The following is an 18,565-nucleotide window of genomic DNA, read 5'->3' as shown; positions in this document are numbered from 1 at the left end:
AATAGGGGCAGGTGGAGCGAGTTTCTTCCATGGGTCGTGCCTTGGTTGTGCGCCTAGCTGCCGTGCGGCGCCTGCACGTCGAAGGTCTCGTCGCCCAGCTTGCCGGCCGTTGCGGCGCCGGGGCCGGCGCGGGGCGGTGCCAGGTCGATCGCATGCGTCTTGAGTTCTTCCGCATCCAGGTGCACCACGCCCTCGGCGACCTTCACGGCAAACTTCGGCGTGCATCCTTCGTCGGGCGACTTGGCACAGCCGTCGTCCAGCCCGATGGCCCAGTTGTGCAGCGGGCAGGCCACGCTGGTACCGAACACGATGCCCTGGCTCAATGGGCCGCCCTTGTGGGGGCAACGGTCGAGCAGCGCGAACACCTGGTCTTCTGAATTGCGGAACACGGCAACGGCCACACCCACGGGGCGAGCCACGCGGCGGGCGCCCAGCACGGGGATGTCGTCGATACGGCAGATGGCTTTCCATTCGCTCATGGTGGGGTCTCTAGGTTTTGAGGTCGGAATACAGGCCGGTCACGCGGTCCATGATGGCCAGCAGGTTCTCGCTGGCCACGAACACGTCGGACATCAGGGCGGGTGAGGTTGCCGCGCCTTCGAGGCGCTGAAGGCCGCGGTTGAAGAACATCCACTGCGCGTCGGCGAGCACCAGTTCCTGGCGGATCTGCGCGGTGGCTTCAGGCGCGTTGCGCAGGGTTTCGAGCGCGGCAAGGAATTCGCCGCGCGCCTTTGCAATTTCTGCCGTGCTGCCGGTGGCGTCGATCTGCATCGCGCCCGCCAGGTAGAACTTGGCCATGCGCTGGGACAGCATGCGCTGCCGGCCTGCGATATTCACCAGCCGGCCCACCGGCTTGCCCGAGGCGGTTTCGTACTGCGTGGTGCCCTGGTTTGCAAGCGCGAGCACGGCGGCATCGAGCTTGACGATCCGGGCGGCTTCTTCCTTGCCGAGCGAAGGGCCGGTGAGCTCGCGCTTGAATTCGCTCCATGCGCCGTCGAGTGCGTCGTAGGTGCCGCGAATGGCGGGGCTCGGTGCGAAGGCCTTGAGCTCGGTCAGCTGCCTTTCGAACAGGGCAATCGATTTGTCCAGTACTTGTTGCGCGCTGCGCGTTTCCACTTTCTGCGCCAGCGCGAGATAAGCCTTGCTCGCGCGCTGCGACAGCATGCGCTGGCGGCCCGCCTTGTTGATGGCGTCGTTGAGGTCGGCCACCTGCGCGCGGGCGCCCACTGCGGCAAGCGCGGAAGAAGCGATGAAGAGTCGTCTTTTCAAGAAGCTTCCCCCGCTTACACCGTGAGCGGCGTGAACTGCCGCACATCCACAGAAGCCTGGCTCGACTCGAACCAAGGATCCGGCTCCCCGTCCAGCGCGAACTGCAGCCGCTCCCACAGCGCCTTGCGTCCGGCTTCGTCTTCGAGGATCTTCTTCTTCACATAGTCCAGCCCCACCCGCCCGATGTAGTGCACCGTGCGCTCCAGGTACCAGCCTTCCTCGCGGTACAGCTGCAGGAACGCCCCCGAGTACTCCATCACCTCGGCGGCCGTCTTCACCTTCACCAGGAACTGCGCCACCTCCGTCTTGATGCCGCCGTTGCCCCCCACATAGAGCTCCCAGCCCGAATCCACCCCGATCACCCCCACGTCCTTGATCCCGGCCTCCGCGCAGTTGCGCGGGCAGCCCGAGACCGCCAGCTTGACCTTGTGCGGCGAATACATCGCCCACAGCGCCCGCTCCAGGTCCTTGCCCATCTGGGTCGAATCCTGCGTGCCGAAGCGGCACCACTCGCTGCCCACGCAGGTCTTCACCGTGCGCAGGCTCTTGGCATAGGCAAAGCCCGACGGCATGCCGATGTCCTTCCACACCCCCTCCAGGTCTTCCTTCTTCACCCCCAACAGGTCGATGCGCTGGCCGCCCGTGACCTTGACGGTGGGGATCTTGTACTTGTCCGCCGCATCCGCGATGCGCCGCAGCTCGTCCGGCGTGGTGTGGCCGCCCCACATCCGCGGAATCACCGAATAGGTGCCGTCCTTCTGGATGTTGGCGTGGCTGCGCTCGTTGATGAAGCGGCTCTGCGGATCGTCCTTGGCCTCCTTGGGCCAGGTGCTGATCAGGTAGTAGTTCACGGCCGGGCGGCAGGTCGCGCAGCCGTTGGGCGTGCGCCAGCCCAGGTGGCGGTACACCGCGTCGTGCGTCAGGTGGTGGTCCTTCCTGATGGCGTCGCGCACCTCCTGGTGGCTCGCATCGGTGCAGCCGCACACCGCCTTCTTCTTGGGCGTGGCCGAATAGTCGCCGCCGGCGGTGAACATCAGGATCTGCTCCACGAGGCCGGTGCACGAGCCGCAGCTGGCGCTGGCCTTGGTGTGCTTCTTGACCTCGTCCAGCGTGAACAGGCCCTTTTCCTTGATCGCCTTGCAGATGGTGCCCTTGGTCACGCCGTTGCAGCCGCACACCTCGGCCTCGTCGGGCATGCTGGCGGCCTTGTTGTGGCCCTCGTGGCCGGTGTCGCCGATGTTCGATTCGCCGAACATCAGCTTGTCGCGGATGTCGTGCACGCTGCGCCCGTCGCGCAAGAGCTTGAAGTACCAGCTGCCGTCCACCGTGTCGCCGTACAGGCACGCGCCCACCAGCTTGTCGTCCTTGATCACCAGCTTCTTGTAGACCCCGCCGAAGGGGTCGCTCATGACGATCTCCTCGGTGCCTTCGCCGCCCATGAACTCGCCGGCCGAGAAGAGGTCGATGCCCGTGACCTTGAGCTTGGTGGAGGTGAGCGAGCCCAGGTAGCGCCCGATGCCGAACTGGGCCAGGTGGTTGGCCGCGACCTTGGCCTGCTCGAAGAGGGGGGCGACCAGCCCGTAGGCGATGCCGCGGTGGGCGGCGCATTCGCCCACCGAGTAGATGCGCGCATCGGTCACGGTCTGCATGGTGTCGTTGACCACGATGCCGCGGTTGCAGTGCAGGCGCATCTTCTCGGCCAGCTCGGTGTTGGGGCGGATGCCGACAGCCATGACGACCAGGTCGGCGGCGACCTCGGTGCCGTCCTTGAAGCGGATGGCGGACACCCGGCCCTGGTCATTGCCCACGAGCTCCTGGGTCTGGGCGCCGATGAGGAACTTCAGGCCGCGGTCTTCCAAAGACTTCTGCAGCAGCTTGCCGGCCACGTCGTCCAGCTGGCGCTCCATGAGCCAGGGCATGACGTGCACCACGGTGACGCTCATGCCGCGCAGCATGAGGCCGTTGGCCGCCTCCAGGCCCAGGAGGCCCCCGCCGATGACCACCGCGTTCTTGTGGGTGCGGGCGGTCTCGATCATGTAGTCGGTGTCGGCGATGTCGCGGTAGGCGATCACGCCCTTCAGGTCCTTGCCGGGCACCGGGAGCATGAAGGGGTTGGAGCCGGTGCACATCAGGAGGCGGTCGTAGGGGGCCTCGGTGCCATCCTCGGCGCGCACGATGCGCTTGACGCGGTCGACTTCGACGACTTTCTTGCCCGCGTGCAGGGTGATGTGGTTGTCCGAGTACCACTCCCAGCTGTTGAGCACGATCTCGTCCACGGTCTGCTCGCCCGCGAGCACGGGGGACAGCAGGATGCGGTTGTAGTTAGGGTGCGGCTCGGCACCGAAGACGGTGATGTCGTACATGTCCGGCGCGAGCTTCAGGAGCTCCTCCAGGGTGCGCACGCCGGCCATGCCGTTGCCGACCATCACGAGCTTGAGTTTCTTCATGGGGTGGGGCCTTTCAACGTTTCAAGCAAAGGAAGCACGCGGTGCGCGTGCAAAGTGCGTGGAAAGCACATGGAGAATGGCGCCATGAGCTTTGAAGTGGACATCGGCTACAGCAGCCAGCGCGGACCGCGCGAAGTGAACGAAGACTTTGCCGGTGCCGTCAACGCACCGCCGGGGGACGAGTCGCGCGGGCTCATTGCCGCCATTGCCGACGGCGTGTCCACCGGCGGACGCGGCCTGGAAGCGGCGCAGACCACCGTGATGGGCCTCCTGGCCGACTACTTCGCCACGCCCGACACCTGGGAGCCGACCGCCGCGCTCGACCGCCTGGTGGCGGCGCAGAACGCCTGGCTTGCCGATCACAACCGGCGCCGCCAAGGCAGCGCGACCGCGCTCACCACGCTCACGGCGCTGGTGCTGCACGGCCAGAGCTACACGCTCGCGCATGTGGGCGACACGCGCGCATGGCGCGTGCGCGCCGACGGCGAGCCGGCCATGCCGCTGACGCAGGACCATGCCTTCGAGCATCCCGACATGCGCAGCCGCTTGACGCGCGCCATCGGCCTGGACGACCAGGTGCGCGTCGACTACGCGCAGGGCGATGTGCGCGTGGGCGACTGCTTCGTGCTCACGTCCGACGGCGTGCACGGCGTGCTCAAGCCGCAGCGCCTGGCCGCTATCGCCTTGCAGGGCAGCGCCGAGCAGGCGAGCGAGGCGCTGGTGAACGCGGCTCTCGAGGCCGGTACGCGCGACAACGCGACCGCCTTGGTCATTCGCGTCGTCGGCCTCGATCCGCGGCAGCTGGACGACGAACTCGGAGACGGCCGCAGACTGGCGCCGCCGCCCTTGCTGAAGGTGGGCGACGTGCTCGACGGCTACGTGGTCACCGCCTTGGTGGCCGATACCGGCGTGCACCTGCTCTACCAGGCGCGCAACGCCGCCACGCGCGAACTGGTGGCGCTCAAGACGCTGCACCCCTCGCGCGCCAGCGATCCGCAGGAGCGCGCGATGCTTGCGCACGAAGCCTGGCTGGGCCAGCGCGTGGGAAGCGGTGGATTCGTGCGGGTGCACGAGCGCGCCGAGAACGCCAGCGCGCTCTACATCGTGTTCGACTGGCATGGCGGACGCACGCTGGAGCAGATGCGAAAGTCCGGCGCGCGCGGCGCGGTGGCCGAGGTGGTCACCGCGGCCATCGAAGTGACCAAGGCGCTGGGCCGGCTGCATCGCCACGGCGTGGTGCACCGCGACATCAAGCCCGGCAACCTGCACCTGGGCGACGACGGCCGCTGGCGCATTCTCGACCTGGGCGTGGCGCTGTCGGGCCGCGAAGGCGCGGCCCAGCGCGAGCTGCATGCGGGCACGCCCAGTTATATCAATCCCGAGCAATGGGAGGGCGCCCCCGCCGACACGGGCAGCGACCTGTTCGCGCTCGGCGTCACGCTGTACCAATGGCTTGGCGGACACTTGCCCTACGGAGAGATCGAGCCCTACCAGGTGGCGCGCTACCGGCGCGACCCGGCCGCGCTCTCGCGCCTGCGGCCCGACGTGCCCGTGTGGCTCGACCATCTGGTGCGCAAGGCCGTTGCACGCGATCCGCGCGAACGCTTCGAGACCGCCGAGGAAATGCTGCTCGCCCTGGAGCGGGGCGCGTCCCGCCCGGTGGGTGCGCCGCCCGCCACGCCGCTGATCCGCCGCGACCCGGCCGCGCTCTACAAGATCGCGCTCGCCGTGTCGCTGCTGTTCAACGCACTGCTCGTGGTGTGGCTGCTTTTTCTGCCACGCTGACGGCGAACGGAAAAGGGTCATGGCCGCGTTGCCTTCGGTGGAGCGGTGTACTTGGCCGGAGCCGGTGAGGGCGTGGTGCGCGCACGGCCGCCTTTTTCGGCCCAGGTGCGGGTCCAGCGGATCTGCATCACGCGCATCACGCCCAGCATGACGAGCGACAGCACGCCGAAGAACACGAAGCCCCAGACGTAGCTGCCGAGGTATTGCTTCGACAGGCCCATGGCGTTGGGCACCAGGCCGCCGCCCAGCGCGCCGATTTCGCCGATCATCGAACCGGCCACGGCGGTGCTGGTGGGCCAGCGCAGCGGCACCAGCTGGAACAGCGCGCCGTTGCCCGCGCCCAGGGCGGCAAAGCACAAGATCAGGAGCAGCGTGGTGAGCGCAAGCGATGCCGACGAGATGCCCACCAGCACGAGACCGACGGCCACGACAAGCAGCACTACGGTCAGCGTGTTCACGCCGCCCCAGCGGTCGGAGATCCAGCCGCCGACGATGCGCACCGCCGCGCCCATGAAGGCCGCCAGCATGGTGAGTTGCCCCGCCTGCACCTTGCTCACGCCGAACTGGTCGTAGTAGTAAGAGGGCAGGAAGGTGATGAGGCCGATGAAGCCGCCGAAGGTCACGCCGTAGATCAGGCTGAACACCCAGCCGTCTTTTTCGAACAGGCAGGCGATGTGCTCGCGGAAGCTCGCGTGGCTGTCGACATCGGGCGGCTCCTTGGCGAACAGCACCATCACGACCATCGGCACCAGAATGGCGGCGGCCGCCACGGCATACACCGCCTGCCAGCCGAGCCATTGCGCGAGCGGCGGCGCCACCAGCACCGACACCGCCGTGCCCACGTTGCCGGCGCCCACCAGGCCCATGGCCAGGCCCTTGTGCTGCGGCGGGAACCAGCCCGAACCCAGCGACAGCGCCACGCCGAAACTGGCGCCCGCAATGCCCAGCAGCACGCCCATGGCCAGCAGGTCGTTGAAGCTCTTCACGAAGAAGAAGCCGAACAGCATCGCCACCGCGATCAGGCCCATCTCGACCAGCGTGGCGTTCTTGCGGCCGATGTATTGCGAGAGGATGCCGAGCGGAAAGCGCATGAGCGCACCCGCGATGATGGGCACCGACAGCATCAGCCCCTTTTGCGCAGGCGAAAGATCGAAGGTTTCGCCGATGAACGGCGCCATGGCGCCGTTGAGCACCCAGATGCAGCAGGAGAACGAGAAGTACAGAAAGGCCGCGAACAGCGTCGGGCCGTGGCCTGAGTGCAAGAAGGTCCTGAAACTGGACATGGCGTTCAATCGTGCGAAATGCCGCGGCGCAGCCTTTGGAGGGCCGAGTCGACAGACGGGGTTGGGGCGGAATGCCGGCAGCGAACGCTGTCGGCGTGGGGGTGCTTCCCGGCCATTGCGCAGCCAGGATGGATGCAGGAGCCTGCAGCCTCACCAAAGCGGTGCTTCGTTACACCGCACCCGTGTCGATGCAAGAGACGTGCCTGCGCAAATGCGCGGGCGTGGCCTATGCTTGCCGTGCCCCCAACCGCTTTTCCATGATGTCCCTTCTTGTCGTTCTGCCCAATGATTTCGCCGAATCCGCGCCGCTGCCGGAGCCTCTGCAGCAGGCGCTGGCGAGCACCGGCGTCGCTGCCGTCGAGCGGAGCACCTGCCACACGCTGGTGCAGAAGGTGGGTGCGCTTGCACCGCAACAGGTGATGGCCTGGCTGCCCGCACCGGCGCAACAGCTGCAGGCGCTGCTCGATGCTGTCGGCGAATGGAAGGGCACGCCTCCTTGCGGGCTGAGCCTCGTCAGCGCACCGCTGGACAGCGCCCAGCACGAAGCGCTGGTTGCTCTGGGCGTGCATGCGTGGCTGCCGATCGAAGCTTTCGATGGCACCTCGCTTCGCGCGCTGATGACCCTCGCGCCGGTCCGGCGTGAACGCGAGGCCGCGCTGCGCACCGAACTCGACGGCTTGCGCACGCGCATGGATGAACGCAAATGGGTCGACCGCGCCAAGGGCCTGCTGATGTCGTCCCGCGGCATCGGGGAGGACGAGGCCTTCGGCTTGCTCCGCGGCGCGGCCATGCATGCCAACCTGCGGCTGGGCGAGGTGTCGCGCTCGGTAATCGAGGCCGCGCAGTGGGCCGACGCGATCAACCGCGCCGGGCAACTGCGCATGCTGTCGCAGCGGCTGGTGCGGATTGCCGCTCAGATGCTTGCCGGCATCGACGTGCAGCGTGCGCGCGTGTTGCGCACGCAATCGGTCGAGCGGGTGCAGCAGAACCTGGATCACCTGGCCACCCTTGAGCTGGGCGCCCCGGGCGCGGGCGCGCTGGGCGATGTGCAGGCTGCGTGGAGCGGGCTTTCCGCCGCGCTGGCGGCGCGCGCGGTGCCGCAGGCGCTGGCTGACATCGACAAGCTCGGCGACGAGCTGCTGGCCGCGGCCGAGGCGCTGACCGATGCGCTCGAAGCCTCCGGCGCGCGGCGTGCGCTGCGCATCGTCAACATCTGCGGGCGGCAGCGCATGCGCGCACAGCGCCTGGCCAAGGACGCGTTGCTGGCTTCGGCGCTCGCTGCAGGGCCTTCGCGCGAACGGCTGCTGCCGACCATGAACGAGTTCGAGGCGGCGCTGCTGGAGCTGGAGCGCGCGCCCCTCAGTTCACCCGAGATTCGCGCTGCACTGGCGGCCGCGCGGGACGAATGGCTGCGCCTGGTCGGCGGCGTGCAGGCACTCGAAAGCCCTGAAGGCCGCGCCACGCTGGTGCGTTCCAGCGAAGCGCTGGTGGACACTTTCGAGCGGCTCACCGCCTGGTACGAGCACAGCCTGCAAGTCATCATGTCCTGACTCCGGTTGTGCCGTGCCGGCGGTGTCAGGCCGCAACCTTCTCCACGTGCGCCTGGCGCGTGTAGAGAAAATCGATCACCGCCTTGCGGGCGTGCACATAGGTCGGGTCTTCGGCCAGTTCGACGCGGTTGCGCGGACGTGCGATGTCGACCTTCAGCACTTCGCCGATGGTGGCGGCCGGGCCGTTGGTGAGCATCACGATGCGGTCGCTCAGCAGCACCGCTTCGTCGACGTCGTGCGTGACCATGACGACGGTGCTCTGGGTCTTCTGCACGATGCCGAGCAGTTCGTCCTGCAGCTTGGCGCGCGTGAGCGCGTCCAGGGCGCCGAAGGGTTCGTCCATCAGCAGCACCTTGGGTTCCATCGAGAGAGCGCGTGCAATGCCCACGCGCTGCTTCATGCCGCCCGAGATCTCGCCGGGGCGCTTTTGCGCTGCTGGCGTAAGGCCGACCATTGCGAGCGCCGCATCGGTGCGTGCGCGCAACTGCGCCTTGTTCTCGGTGGCGGCAAAGACGCGCTCGACCGCGAGGTACACGTTCTCGAAGCAGGTGAGCCAGGGCAGCAGCGAGTGGTTCTGGAAGACCACCGCGCGCTCGGGGCCGGGGCCCTTGATTTCGCGGTTGGCGCACAGCAGCACGCCCTGCGTGGGCGTCGTCAGGCCGGCAATCAGGTTCAGCAGCGTCGACTTGCCGCAGCCCGAATGGCCGATGAGCGTGATGAACTCGCCCTTGGCCACGTTCAGGTTGATGCCCTGCAGCGCCAGGAAGCTGCCCTTGGCGGTCTTGAAGCGCTGCTCGACGTCGTGGATCTCGATGTACTTGGAATCGTCATTCATTGGAAACCTCCGCGCAGCAGCGCTGCGGTATTCGCCTTCAGAACGGCCGTGCGGCTCATGACTTCACCTCTTCGAACGTGAACGCGGTTGCAAGCTTGATGAGCGCGAACTCCAGCACCAGGCCGACGATGCCGATGACGAAGATCGCGATGATGATGTTGGCGACGTTGAGGTTGTTCCACTCGTCCCACACCCAGAAGCCGATGCCGACGCCGCCGGTGAGCATTTCGGCCGCAACGATCACCAGCCAGGCGGTGCCCACCGCCAGGCGAACGCCGGTCAGCATGTAGGGCAGCACGGCGGGGAAGAGGATCTTGGTGAAGATCTTCCATTCGCTGAGGTTGAGCACCTTGGCCACGTTCATGTAGTCGCTCGGCACGCGCTGCACGCCCACGGCGGTGTTGATCACCATCGGCCAGATCGAGCAGATGAAGATGGTCCAGATGGCGGCCGGGTTGGCGCCCTTGAACACCAGCAGGCCGATCGGCAGCCACGCCAGCGGCGACACGGGGCGCAGCAGGCTGATCAGCGGATTGAACATGCGCGAAAGAAACTCGAAGCGTCCGATGGCAAAGCCAGCCGGAATACCGACTGCAGCCGCGAGCCCGAAGCCCAATGCCACGCGCTGCAGCGACGAGAGCACATTCCAGCCCACACCCTGGTCGTTCGGCCCCTTGCTGTAGAACGGATCGCTGAACACCGTGAGCGCCTGCTGCCAGGTGGCGAGCGGCGAAGGAAAGCCGGTGGTGCTCTTCATGGCGACCAGCTCCCAGATCAGCACCAGCAGGCCGAAGCCCGCGAGCGGTGGGAGCACGCGCATCCAGAAGGCGCGCAGGTCGATGGATGTGCGTTGCTTTTGCTCCTTCTCCACTTTGAGGAGTGGGGTGGGGAGGGGGGCAGCTTCTGCGCGGGGCGCACCCTCACCCCGGCCCTCTCCCGCACGCGGAAGAGGGAGCGAGGCATCCAGGGGCGAATGAAATACGGCGCTGACCATGGTGTGTTTCTCCTCAGGCGTCTCAGACGTGGATCTTGAAAGAGTCGGCATATTTCTTCGGGTCCTTGCCGTCCCACACGGAGCCGTCGAACAGCTTGCTGGTGCGCGTCACGTCCTTGGGAACCGGCGTCTGCGTGGCGGCGGCGGCCTGCTTGTAGATGTCGATGCGGTTGATCTCGGTGGCCACCTTCAGGTAGTCCGGGTGCTCCTTCAGCAAGCCCCAGCGCTTGTGCTGCGTGAGGAACCACATGCCGTCCGACAGGTAGGGGAAGCTCACGGCGCCGCCGTTGTAGAACTTCATGTGGTTGGGGTCGTCCCAGCTCTTGCCCATGCCGTTGACATAGCGGCCCAGGATGCGCTGGTTGATGGCATCGACGCTGGTGTTGACGTAGCTCTTGTCGGCAATGGTCTCGGCCATCTTGTTCTTGTTCTGCAGGCCGGTGTCGATCCACTTGCCCGCTTCGATGATGGCCGCGGTCACGGCGCGCGCGGTGTTGGGGTACTTCTTGACGAAGTCGCCCGTGGTGCCGAGCACCTTCTCCGGATGGTCCTTCCAGATGTCCTGCGTGGTGATCGCTGTCACGCCGATGCCGTCCATGATCGCGCGCTGGCCCCAGGGCTCGCCCACGCAGTAGCCGTCCATGTTGCCGACGCGCATGTTGGCCACCATCTGCGGAGGCGGCACGGTGATGTTCTTGACGTCCTTGAACGGGTCGATGCCGGCCGAGGCCAGCCAGTAGTAGAGCCACATTGCGTGGGTGCCCGTGGGAAAGGTCTGCGCAAAGGTGTATTCGCGCTTTTCGGTGGCGATGAGCTTGGCGAGCGAGGCGGCATCCACCGCACCCTTGTCCGCCAGCTTCTTCGACAGCGTGATGGCCTGGCCGTTGTTGTTGAGGGTCATGAGCACGGCCATGTCCTTCTTGGGGCCGCTCAGGCCCAGGTGCATGCCGTAGACAAGGCCGTAGAGCACGTGCGCCATGTCCAGGTCGCCATTGGAGAGCTTGTCGCGCACGCCGGCCCAGCTGGCTTCCTTGCTGGGCACGATCTTCACGCCGTACTTCTTGTCGATGCCCAGCACCGAGGCCATCACCACGCTGGCGCAGTCGGTCAGGGGAATGAAGCCGATCTTCACTTCTTCCTTTTCCGGCTTGTCGGAGCCCTGGGCCCAGACGGCGGCGCGCAGGGCGGGATCGATTCCCACGGCGCCAATGGCGGCGGCTTGCAGTACGCGGCGGCGGCTGAGACGGGTTTTCAGCAGGTCGGTCATGTGGCGGGCTCCGGTTGAAGAACAACAACAAACAAAAGGAAGGCAGAAAACAAAAAGGCGTCCCGCACCGCGCAGGGGCTGCTCGAAAACGAGCCCTTGCGGGATGGGGGACGCCTTTGTCCAATTTCGGTGGGCAACACCCGCCGTTGGGTGCTGCCTGCCTCGGACCCAGGGGTCCATGTACTACTTCAGCAAACTGCGTGCCAGCTTTATCGACCGTGTTTTGCTATCGCCTTGCTATCGAATAGGCAGCAAAAGAGCGGCTGCCACTGGGTGCGCAGGGCAGCTGAGACGGAAAGTCGGCGCCATGCACGCTTGTTGTGCGCCGCACCATTTCGAACGCAATGCACGCGGCCGTTCAGCGCCGCGACGCCGTATCCAGGGGCAGGTAGTCGGCCATGGCGAGCATCGACTCGGCCACGTCCACCAGGCGGCGCTTCTGGTTCATGGCGGTCTGCAGCAGCATCTTGTGGGCTTCGTTCTCGCTCATGCGGCGGTGCGCCATCAGGAGGCCCTTGGCGCGTTCGACCAGCTTGCGCTCGTTAAGGGAGGCGCGAACGGTTTCGAGCTCTTCGCTCATGGCCTGCAGCCGGTGCGATTGCTCCTGCACCATGTCGAGCACCGAGCGTTCGAGGTGCCGCCCGTACTGCGCCGGCGCCGTGGCCTCCGCACCGATGTCGTCGAAGAAGACCGCGCCTTCGGCCTGCGGCGCGAGGGTGCCGAGCACCTCGTGGTATTTCTGCAGTTCGCCGCGGGCCTGCGCGATCTTGCGGGCGCAGAGTTCGCGCAGTTCTTCGGCCAGCCGGTGTTCGACGGTCTTCATGGCGTCGATGCGGCGGGTGCAGCAGTCGAACCAGTTCTGGCTCAGCCGGGGATCGGGCGCGGCCGCCGAAGCCGCCTGGGCCGAGGTCACGCTCATGCGGCGCAGGCGCTCGATCTCGGCCATGACGGCGTCGGACTGGCTCTGGTGCCATAGCGCAAGCACGCCGCTGCTGGAAAAGTCGATGAACACCTGGAAGCAGCGCTCCTGCAGCTCGATGAGGTGCAGCCATTGCTGGCGCTGCGCCTCGTCGGTACGCCCCACCGCCAATGACCCGGCTCCGAAGGCGCGCTCCTGGCCGGCAAATTCCTTGCCCTGCATGAAGTTGAACATCGCGACGAGCAGGCGCGAAATCTCGGGGTCGGTGGCGCCGTCGGCGGCCTCGAACACCACCGCCAGCAGGCCTGCAACGAGCTTGGCGTAAGCGGCGGTGGCCTGCGCGGGCGTCAGTTCGAGCGCACCGACGCGGCGGCGCAGCGCGGGCAGGCCGTCCAGGCCGGGAAGCACCCAGGCAATGCGGCTGAAGAGGCGGGCGCTGTTGCCCGCGGTGGCGCCCGGTCGGCCTTCGGTTTCGAGCTGGTCGAAGCCGGCGCGCACCTCCTGCTCGAGCGCCAGGCATTCGGCGATCTGCGGATCGCGCTGGTCGGCAAAGCGGACCCCGCGCGAGGCGAGAAACACGTTGGACATGCCGCGCTCCCGCTGCAGCGCATGAACCAGCCGGGCGATCAGCCCGACCAGGTCGCTGGTGCGCGCGAGCTGGTCGAGCTCGTCGATTTCGCACTTTCTGGCGGCGATCAGGAAATTCAGTCCGGATTTCATGGCGGGGAGGGGAGGCAAAAGGCTTGCTGCAACATCCGTGCCGCACGGGCATTCTGCGCCGCCTACACTCCTGCGGATGCTTCTTCTGGGAATCGAATCCTCCTGCGACGAAACCGGCGTGGCGCTGGTCGAATCGCACGGCGACGCACTGCCGCTGTTGCGCTCGCACGCGCTGCACAGCCAGATCGCCATGCACCAGGCCTACGGCGGCGTGGTGCCCGAACTCGCCAGCCGCGACCATATTCGCCGCGTGCTGCCGCTGACCGAAGCCGTCATGGCGGAAGCCGGGCGGGCGCTGACCGATATCGACGTGGTCGCCTACACGCGCGGCCCGGGCCTTGCCGGGGCCTTGCTGGTGGGCGCAGGCGTGGCGTGCGCGTTGGGGGCGGCGCTCGGCAAGCCGGTGCTCGGGGTGCATCACCTCGAGGGGCACCTGCTGTCGCCCTTCCTGAGCGCGGACCCGCCGGAGTTTCCGTTCGTGGCGCTGCTGGTTTCCGGCGGGCACACGCAGTTGATGCGGGTCGACGGTGTGGGGCGCTACGAACTGCTGGGCGAAACCATCGACGATGCGGCGGGCGAGGCTTTCGACAAGAGCGCCAAGCTCATGGGCCTGCCGTATCCGGGCGGCCCGTGGCTGGCCAAGCTGGCGGAAGAGGGCAATGCCGAGGCATTCAAGCTGCCGCGGCCGCTCCTGCACAGCGGCGATCTGGATTTTTCATTCGCCGGGCTGAAGACCGCGGTGCTGACGCAGGCCAAGAAGCTCGGCGCCGGGCTGGAGGCGAGCAAGGCCGACCTGGCCGCTTCCACGCAAGCGGCCATCGTCGAGGTGCTGCTGAAGAAGTCGCTGGCCGCGCTCGGGCAGACCGGCCTGAAGCGGTTGGTCGTTGCGGGCGGCGTGGGCGCGAATCGAAGCCTGCGGGAACAACTGAACGCCGCCTGCGCCAGGCGCGGCGTACGTGTGCACTACCCCGAGCTGCACCTGTGCACCGACAACGGCGCAATGATCGCAATGGCGGCCGCCATGCGGCTGCAGTCGGGCCTGGCGCAGGCCAGCGCGCGCTATGCCTTCGACGTCAAGCCGCGATGGCCCATGGCTTCGCTGATGGCATCCGAGGCGGCGCCGCAGGTGCCCGCGTAGCAGCGGGGCGCTGCGCCCGGCCGAGCGACGGCACCGGCAGCACGTCGAGCATGTTGCGCCACAGCTGCCGCCACTGCGGCCAGTCGTGGCCGCCTTCGGTGGTGAACACGCGCCCTTCGGGCAGCGCATCCGCCAGCAGCTTGTGGTTGCTCGCAAAACGGTCGCTCAGGCCGAACCCCAGGTAGAGCTGCGGCAGGTTCTTGGATCTTTGGGGTTCCAGGTATTGCTGAAACCAGGGCCACAGCTTGCGGTCGACTTCCTCGTCGGGCTGCGGGCCGGTGGGCGCCTGCCAGGTGCGCAGGCCGCCGGCCTTGTGGATTTCGGCGCCCAGAACGCGCCGCCCCAGGTAGGGTGCCAGCGCGACGATGCCGTCGACCGAGCCCGGCCTGGACAACTCGTGGATCAGCGCGCCGAAGCCGCCGATGGAAATGCCCACGAGCCAGATCGACTTGTAGCCCTTGGCGCGCTGCGGCTCGATGACGTCCGCATGCAGGCGGTCGCTGAGCGTCTGGTCGTAGTAGTAGGAAACGTCGGCGTCCACCAGCAGCGAGTCGGCGGCCAGATGGCGCTCTCGCACGGCGCTGATGAAACCTTCGCGTTCGAATTCGTCGGGTTTGAGATAGGCACCGGGCAGGAATACCAGGAGCGTATCGGACCGTTCATTGTCATTGGCTGACTTGAGGTGCGTGATCATGGCGTGCCTTTAGGGGCACCCGAATCCGCACCGTCAGCGATTCGGTGCGTTTGCGAGACGCCCACGAAGAAGAAAGAAGAAAAATGTGAATACGTCACATGATGTGACGTTATTCACTGCCCTATTGTGATTAGGGAGCGTCTTCAAAGTCAAAAACAATAGTTAACGACACTTTCCTCTCGTGGGCATTGCAAGATCAGTTGATCTGCAGCTCCGAAACGCGGCTCACCGGCACTTGCTTGCCCAGCTTGAGCGTGAGCACGCCGTTCTCAAGCTTGGCTTCGCTCGCGCTCACGTCGATGTCTTGCGGCAACTCGTACGCGGCCTTGAACTGGCGCTTGGCTTCGGCCTTGCTGTCGATGCGGACCACGGTGCCCTCGATGCCGATGGTGAGGTCTTCGCGCGAAAGGCCGGGCACATCGATGGAAAGCGTCCAGCTCTTGTCGTCCTGTTCGACGAGCGGCGACTTGCGTGCGCCGGCAAAGGCTTCGTTGACGAAACGCTCGAAGGCGCGGTCGTACGAACGCGGAGCAAAGCGGGCGGTATGAAGGGCGGGTGCGAAAAACATGAAAGAACTCCTGAATGAACACAATGGGGACAAGAATGTGTGTCCCTTACACTGCGCGGCCATTCAATGCTGAGTGCCGCTTGCCACCACATCTAGGCGCGGCCGCAACCGTTTCAAGACAATGAATCCCCCCTTTATTTGGCGTCGCAAGGCCTTGAAATTTGCGGCGCTGGCGCTATGCGCGGCCCCCTTTGCCGCAGCGGCGCAAACGCCGCCGGCGCCCATTCGCCTGGCGCTTATCGAGAGCATGAGCGGTCCCTTCGCCAACACCGGAGAAGCGGTGTTTCGCAATCTGCTCTGGGCCGTGGAGCGCGTGAATGCGCGCGGCGGCGTCAAGCTGCCGGGTGTGCCCGGCGGTGCGCGGCCGCTGCAGCTCGACCGCTACGACAGCAAGGGGCAGAACGAAGAAGCTCTGTCGGCGTTGCGCGCGGCCATGGACGACGGTGCGCGCATCGTGCTGCAGGGCAACTCGTCGGCCACCGCCGCGGCGTTGGTCGATGCCATTGAAAAGAACAACGAACGCGATCCGTCGCGGCGCGTGATCTTTCTCAACTACGCGGCGGTCGATCCGGTGCTCACCAACGAGCGCTGCAGCTTCTGGCACTTTCGCTTCGATGCCCATGCCGACATGCGCGTAGCCGCGCTGATGGATGTGGTGAAGGACGATGCAACGCTCAAGCGCGCGTACCTCATCGGCCAGGACTACAGCTTTGGCCAGGCGGTGCTGCGCGAGACGAAACGCCAGCTCGGCGTGCAGCGGCCCGATGTGGAAATCGTCGGGGACGAGCTGCACCCGATGGGAAGGGTGAAGGACTTCGCGCCTTATGCCGGCAAGATCATTGCAAGCGGCGCGCAGGCGGTGTTCACCGGCAATTGGGGCAACGACCTCACGCTGCTCGTGAAGGCGGCGCGCGAGGGTGGCTTCAATGGCACCTTCTATACCTTCTACGGCAACGCTCTCGGTGCGCCGGCCGCCATCGGCGATGCAGGTATCGGCCGCGTGATAGCGGTGGCCGACTGGCTGCCCAACGTGCAAACGGCGCAGTCCGAGGCGTTCTATCGCGCGTTCCGCGCGCGCTTTCCCAAGCCCGCCGACGACTACGTGCACATGCGCATGCAACTGCTGGTGGAGTCGCTGGCGCAGGCCATCGAGCGCGCGGGCAGCGTCGATGCGGCGGCCGTGGCGCGGGCGCTCGAACAGGCCGATGTGAGCCTCTACGGACAGCGCGGACGCATGCGCGCGGCGGACCATCAGTTCCAGCAGCAACTCGTGGTCGGCGTGATGGACAGGCAGGGCAGGCCGGGCGTGCAGTTCGATGTCGAAGGCTCCGGCTACGGCTTCCGCGTGATCAAGACCATCGCACCCGAACGCGCCGAACTGCCGACCACCTGCAAGATGAAGAGAAGCTAGGAAACCAACTCATGCGTGAAGCCATCCACAACCTCGAAGCCTCCAAGATCCGCGAGGTTGCCAATGCCGGTCTGGGCCGCGACGACGTGCTCGCCTTCTGGTTCGGCGAAAGCGACGAAGTCACGCCCGAGGTGATCCGCCAGGCGGCCATCGACTCGCTGCAGCGCGGCGAAACCTTCTATGCGCACAACCTCGGCCTGCCCGAACTGCGCGAGGCAATTGCCGGCTACACCAGCAAGCTGCACCCCAAGGTCGATGCTTCGCGCATTGCCGTGACCTCCGGCGGCGTGAGCGCGCTGATGCTGGCGGTGCAGGCACTGGTCGATGCAGGCGACGAAGTGGTTGCGGTCACGCCGGTGTGGCCCAACCTGACGGCGCAACCCGCGATTCTTGGCGCGGTGGTGCGCACGGTGTCGCTGGTGCCTGCCGATGGCCAATGGACGCTCGACCTTGCAGCCTTGCGGAAGGCCGTCACGCCGAAGACCAAGCTCCTGATCGTCAACGCGCCCAACAACCCGACCGGCTGGACCATGACGCGCGAAGAGCAGCAGGCCGTGCTCGACCACTGCCGCGAAACCGGCACCTGGATCCTGGCCGACGAGGTGTACGAGCGGCTGTATTTCGAGCCGCCCAATGGTTGCGCGCCGAGCTTTCTCGACATTTCGAGACCCGACGACCGGCTGGTGGTGACACACAGCTTCTCGAAGAGCTTTCTCATGACCGGGTGGCGCCTTGGCTGGCTGGTGCTGCCGCCCGCGCTGGTCGAGGGCATCGGCAAGCTGATCGAGTTCAACACCTCCTGCGCCAGCGTTTTCACCCAGCGAGCCGCCGTGGCCGCCATCGAGCACACCGCGGAGATCACGCCCCGCGTGGTCGCCCATCTGAAACAGTGCCGGGACACCCTGGTGCCGCTGCTGGAAGCCTTGCCCGGTGTGCAGGTAGCCCCGGCCAAGGGCGGCATGTACGCCTTTTTCCGCCTTGAAGGCTTCGGCGACTCCCTCGAGCTTGCCAAGCGCCTGGTCGTAGAGGCTGGCCTCGGCCTGGCCCCCGGCAATGCCTTTGCTCCGGAAGCCCAGGGGTGGCTGCGCTGGTGCTTCGCTTCGAAGGACCCGCAGCGCCTTGTGCAGGGGGTGGAGCGCCTGAAAACCTGGCTATCCAGACAGTAAACGCGCAAGCCCCGGGCGAGCTATAATCCCGAGGCTTTGCATGCCGCAAGGCGCACGGTGAGGGCAGTTCCAGCGCTCACCGCAAGTCAAACATCCCGGAACAAGGAAATTCAACATGATCGCAGCCTCCATCAAGGCCGAAGTCGTCAAAGACAACGCCCGCGCCGCCAACGATACCGGTAGCCCCGAAGTGCAAGTCGCACTGCTGACCGCCCGTATCAACGAGCTCACCCCCCACTTCAAGACGCACGCCAAGGACCACCACGGCCGTCGCGGCCTGCTGCGCATGGTGAGCCGTCGCCGCAAGCTCCTGGACTACCTCAAGTCCAAGGACGCCGATCGTTACACCGCGCTGATCGCCAAGCTGGGTCTGCGCAAGTAAACCGAATCGCATGAAAAAACGCCTGGGTTAGTCCGCTAGCTCAGGCGTTTTTTACTTCGCGATCCACTTTCGGAGTGCCAAAACAGAGCGAAGCTGTGTCATTCCAATGAAGTTCCCGCCGAGCTTCGCTGGAATGG

General features: G+C 66.2%; 16 protein-coding genes. 6 read left to right on the top strand and 10 right to left on the bottom strand.

Annotated elements, in window-relative coordinates; all coding sequences use genetic code 11:
• Window positions 1-53: 53 nt before the first annotated feature.
• From nirD to nirB, 3 genes are read right to left on the bottom strand one after another with little or no spacing between them, the layout of a single operon-like run.
• Window positions 54-479 carry a nitrite reductase small subunit NirD gene (nirD, locus tag M0765_RS28620; RefSeq protein WP_258508007.1) on the bottom strand — a complete coding sequence of 142 codons (426 nt, stop codon included), beginning with the start codon at window positions 477-479 and terminating at the stop codon, window positions 54-56.
• A 10-nt stretch (window positions 480-489) separates the two neighbouring features.
• Window positions 490-1,269: a type IV pili methyl-accepting chemotaxis transducer N-terminal domain-containing protein gene (locus tag M0765_RS28615; RefSeq protein WP_258508005.1), complete on the bottom strand. Its 780-nt coding sequence runs from the start codon at window positions 1,267-1,269 to the stop codon at window positions 490-492.
• 14 nt (window positions 1,270-1,283) lie between these two features.
• Window positions 1,284-3,716 carry a nitrite reductase large subunit NirB gene (gene nirB, locus M0765_RS28610; RefSeq protein ID WP_258508004.1) on the bottom strand — a complete coding sequence of 811 codons (2,433 nt, stop codon included), beginning with the start codon at window positions 3,714-3,716 and terminating at the stop codon, window positions 1,284-1,286.
• An 84-nt stretch (window positions 3,717-3,800) separates the two neighbouring features.
• Between nirB and M0765_RS28605 the strand changes: the two genes are divergently transcribed.
• The gene (locus tag M0765_RS28605) at window positions 3,801-5,501 is read left to right on the top strand and encodes a bifunctional protein-serine/threonine kinase/phosphatase (protein WP_258508002.1); all 1,701 of its coding nucleotides are present in this window, start codon (window positions 3,801-3,803) and stop codon (window positions 5,499-5,501) included.
• A gap of 17 nt (window positions 5,502-5,518) precedes the next feature.
• Here the strand turns inward: M0765_RS28605 and M0765_RS28600 are convergent, their stop codons facing one another.
• Window positions 5,519-6,784 (bottom strand): MFS transporter, encoded by a 1,266-nt coding sequence (locus M0765_RS28600; protein WP_258508001.1) that lies wholly within the window; start codon window positions 6,782-6,784, stop codon window positions 5,519-5,521.
• A gap of 257 nt (window positions 6,785-7,041) precedes the next feature.
• Here M0765_RS28600 and M0765_RS28595 point away from each other — a divergent pair, with 257 nt between their 5' ends.
• Entirely contained in the window at window positions 7,042-8,334 is a 1,293-nt protein-coding gene (locus M0765_RS28595; RefSeq protein WP_258508000.1) for an ANTAR domain-containing protein, read from the top strand.
• A 25-nt stretch (window positions 8,335-8,359) separates the two neighbouring features.
• Here the strand turns inward: M0765_RS28595 and M0765_RS28590 are convergent, their stop codons facing one another.
• The 4 genes from M0765_RS28590 to M0765_RS28575 form a co-directional block, all read right to left on the bottom strand.
• On the bottom strand, window positions 8,360-9,169 hold the full coding sequence (locus tag M0765_RS28590; RefSeq protein WP_258507998.1) for an ABC transporter ATP-binding protein: 810 nt from the start codon (window positions 9,167-9,169) through the stop codon (window positions 8,360-8,362).
• 55 nt (window positions 9,170-9,224) lie between these two features.
• On the bottom strand, window positions 9,225-10,163 hold the full coding sequence (gene ntrB / locus M0765_RS28585) for a nitrate ABC transporter permease (protein WP_258507997.1): 939 nt from the start codon (window positions 10,161-10,163) through the stop codon (window positions 9,225-9,227).
• A 22-nt stretch (window positions 10,164-10,185) separates the two neighbouring features.
• The gene (locus M0765_RS28580) at window positions 10,186-11,430 is read right to left on the bottom strand and encodes a CmpA/NrtA family ABC transporter substrate-binding protein (protein ID WP_258507995.1); all 1,245 of its coding nucleotides are present in this window, start codon (window positions 11,428-11,430) and stop codon (window positions 10,186-10,188) included.
• Between the two features lie 358 nt (window positions 11,431-11,788).
• Window positions 11,789-13,069, bottom strand: coding sequence for a nitrate regulatory protein (locus M0765_RS28575; protein ID WP_258507994.1), 1,281 nt, complete (start codon window positions 13,067-13,069; stop codon window positions 11,789-11,791).
• 76 nt (window positions 13,070-13,145) lie between these two features.
• On the opposite strand from M0765_RS28575, the gene tsaD reads away from it, so the two are divergent.
• Entirely contained in the window at window positions 13,146-14,207 is a 1,062-nt protein-coding gene (gene tsaD, locus M0765_RS28570) for a tRNA (adenosine(37)-N6)-threonylcarbamoyltransferase complex transferase subunit TsaD (RefSeq protein WP_258507992.1), read from the top strand.
• Here the strand turns inward: tsaD and M0765_RS28565 are convergent.
• Together M0765_RS28565 and M0765_RS28560 are read right to left on the bottom strand one after the other, a co-directional pair.
• Window positions 14,143-14,901 carry an esterase family protein gene (locus M0765_RS28565; protein WP_258507991.1) on the bottom strand — a complete coding sequence of 253 codons (759 nt, stop codon included), beginning with the start codon at window positions 14,899-14,901 and terminating at the stop codon, window positions 14,143-14,145. The two genes, tsaD and M0765_RS28565, sit on opposite strands and share 65 nt — an antisense overlap.
• Before the next feature lie 196 nt (window positions 14,902-15,097).
• Window positions 15,098-15,469, bottom strand: a complete 372-nt coding sequence (locus M0765_RS28560; protein WP_258507990.1) for an Hsp20/alpha crystallin family protein — start codon at window positions 15,467-15,469, stop codon at window positions 15,098-15,100.
• A 121-nt stretch (window positions 15,470-15,590) separates the two neighbouring features.
• Here M0765_RS28560 and M0765_RS28555 point away from each other — a divergent pair, with 121 nt between their 5' ends.
• From M0765_RS28555 to rpsO, 3 genes are all read left to right on the top strand, one after another.
• On the top strand, window positions 15,591-16,880 hold the full coding sequence (locus M0765_RS28555; protein ID WP_258507989.1) for a branched-chain amino acid ABC transporter substrate-binding protein: 1,290 nt from the start codon (window positions 15,591-15,593) through the stop codon (window positions 16,878-16,880).
• Window positions 16,881-16,891: 11 nt separating this feature from the next.
• Window positions 16,892-18,046, top strand: coding sequence for a pyridoxal phosphate-dependent aminotransferase (locus M0765_RS28550; protein ID WP_258507987.1), 1,155 nt, complete (start codon window positions 16,892-16,894; stop codon window positions 18,044-18,046).
• Between the two features lie 115 nt (window positions 18,047-18,161).
• The gene (rpsO, locus tag M0765_RS28545; RefSeq protein ID WP_007837783.1) at window positions 18,162-18,428 is read left to right on the top strand and encodes a 30S ribosomal protein S15; all 267 of its coding nucleotides are present in this window, start codon (window positions 18,162-18,164) and stop codon (window positions 18,426-18,428) included.
• The last annotated feature ends 137 nt before the right edge of the window (window positions 18,429-18,565 follow it).

The organism is Variovorax sp. S12S4 (assembly GCF_023195515.1).
Taxonomy (GTDB): Bacteria; Pseudomonadota; Gammaproteobacteria; order Burkholderiales; family Burkholderiaceae_C; genus Variovorax.
This window is presented reverse-complemented; position numbering and strand designations above follow the sequence as displayed.